Origin of the sequence: Burkholderia sp. E168m23, assembly GCF_016586125.1 — a bacterium.
Lineage (GTDB): Bacteria > Pseudomonadota > Gammaproteobacteria > Burkholderiales > Burkholderiaceae > Burkholderia > Burkholderia orbicola.
Genome location: NZ_BCPP01001145.1, coordinates 1 through 1,967, shown reverse-complemented (window position 1 = coordinate 1,967; position 1,967 = coordinate 1). Strand labels below are relative to the sequence as shown.

1 protein-coding gene and 1 pseudogene are annotated in these 1,967 nt (G+C 67.8%); both read right to left on the bottom strand.

The genetic code is table 11. The annotated features are described in order from the left end of the window. Nucleotides 1-95: 95 nt before the first annotated feature. Entirely contained in the window at nucleotides 96-1,502 is a 1,407-nt protein-coding gene (locus JMF90_RS35045; protein WP_011546437.1) for an amino acid permease, read from the bottom strand. Nucleotides 1,503-1,735: 233 nt separating this feature from the next. After that, a pseudogene (rqpR, locus tag JMF90_RS35040) lies at nucleotides 1,736-1,967 on the bottom strand (response regulator transcription factor RqpR); the annotation flags it as partial.

Below are 1,967 nucleotides of genomic sequence, written 5' to 3'. Positions count from 1 at the left end.
GGCGGCGGGGGGGCGGGAGAGGGGGCGTGCGGAGCCGGGGCCGGCTCCGCGTGGGGTTCGTCATGGCACGCGGCGAAGGCGCGCCATGGCGGCGCTCAATGCGTGTCGGAGTGGCCGTGCGCGAGCTTCGAGTGGTGCCGCGAGTACAGGAAGTAGATCACGAGGCCGATCACGAGCCAGATGCCGAACGCGGCCCACGTGACGGGCTGCAGGTTCAGCATCAGGAACAGGCACGCCGCGACCGCGAGGATCGGCACCACGGGCACGCCCGGGCAGCGGAACGCGCGCGGCAGCTCGGGATGGGTGCGGCGCAGCACGAGCACGGCGATCGACACCATCGAGAACGCCGCGAGCGTGCCGATGTTGATCAGTTCGGCGAGCACGTTGAGCGGCACGAGCGCGGCGATCAGCCCGAAGAACAGGCCGACCAGCCAGGTGGTCAGGAACGGCGTCGCATAACGCGGATGCACGCGCGACAGCGCGGCCGGCAGCAGCCCGTCGCGCGACATCGCGAAGATCACGCGCGTCTGGCCGTAGCTCATCACGAGGATCACGGTCAGCATGCCGAGCACCGCGCCGAGATCGATGAAGCCCGCGACCCACTTCTCGCCGGCGACCTGCAGCGCGTACGAGATCGGGTGCGAGATGTTCGCGTACTGGGCCGACGGCACGATGCCGGTGGCGACCGCGGCGACCGTCACGTACAGCACCGCGCATACCGCGAGCGACGCGATGATGCCGATCGGCAGATCGCGCTTCGGATTCTTCACTTCCTCGGCCGCCGACGACACCGCATCGAAGCCGATGAACGCGAAGAACATCACGGCGGCCGCGCCGAACACGCCGTTCCAGCCGTGCGGCATGAACGGCTTCCAGTTCGCGGGCGTCACGTGGAACAGGCCGACCGCGATCACCAGCAGCACGACCGACACCTTGATGAACACCATGATGTTGTTGATGCGGGTCGATTCGCGGATGCCGATCGACAGCAGCGTCGTGATTACGATCATCACGAGGAACGCGGGCAGGTTGAACCACGTGGTGACGCCGGGCACCGCGCCGGGCGCGGCCGTCAGCACGGTCGGCAGCGTGAGCCCGAAGCCCTGCAGCAGCGACTGCAGGTAGCCCGACCAGCCGACCGACACGGCCGACGATGCGAGGCCGTACTCGAGCATCAGGTCCCAGCCGATGATCCACGCGACCAGCTCGCCGAGCGTCGCGTACGAATACGTGTAGATCGAGCCGGCGACGGGGATCGACGACGCGAACTCCGCGTACGACAGCGCGGCCAGGCCGCACGCGATCGCGGCGATCACGAACGACAGCATCAGCGCGGGGCCGGCCTGGACGGCGCCGGTGCCGGTCAGCACGAAGATGCCGGTGCCGATGATCGCGCCGATGCCGAGGAAGGTGAGGTCGATCGCGCCGAGCGCTTTCTTGAGCCCGGCGGCTTGCGCGCCGGCGATCATGCGATCGACGTTTTTCTTGCGGAAGAGAGACATTGCGGATGGATCGCCGGCACGCGCAGGCACGGCGCGCCGACTGAGTGAAAACCGATAATTTTAGCTGATTTGGCGTGCAAGTCCCGCGGTGGCGCAGCGACGTGCGGTGAAATCGGCCGATAAAACAAGCGCTTGCGCGCGAAACGGGAGCAGACCGGGCGCGAAACGGGCACGGCCGAGCGCGGCGCGGCGGGCGCCGCGCGCAGGATCGGACGAGTTCGATTCGGCCGGAATCAGGCGCCGGCCGTGGGCGCCATGTCGACGAGCCGGTTGCTCATCACGTAGAACGTCAGTTCCGCGTTGTTCGACAGCCGCATCTTCTCCAGCAGCCGCGAGCGGTACACGCTCACCGTCTTCACCGACAGCGACAGCGTGTTCGCGATGTCGGTGAGCCGCTTGCCCGACGCGAGCATGCAGAGCGTCTGGTATTCGCGATCGGACAGCTTCTCGTGCGGCAGCGGTTCG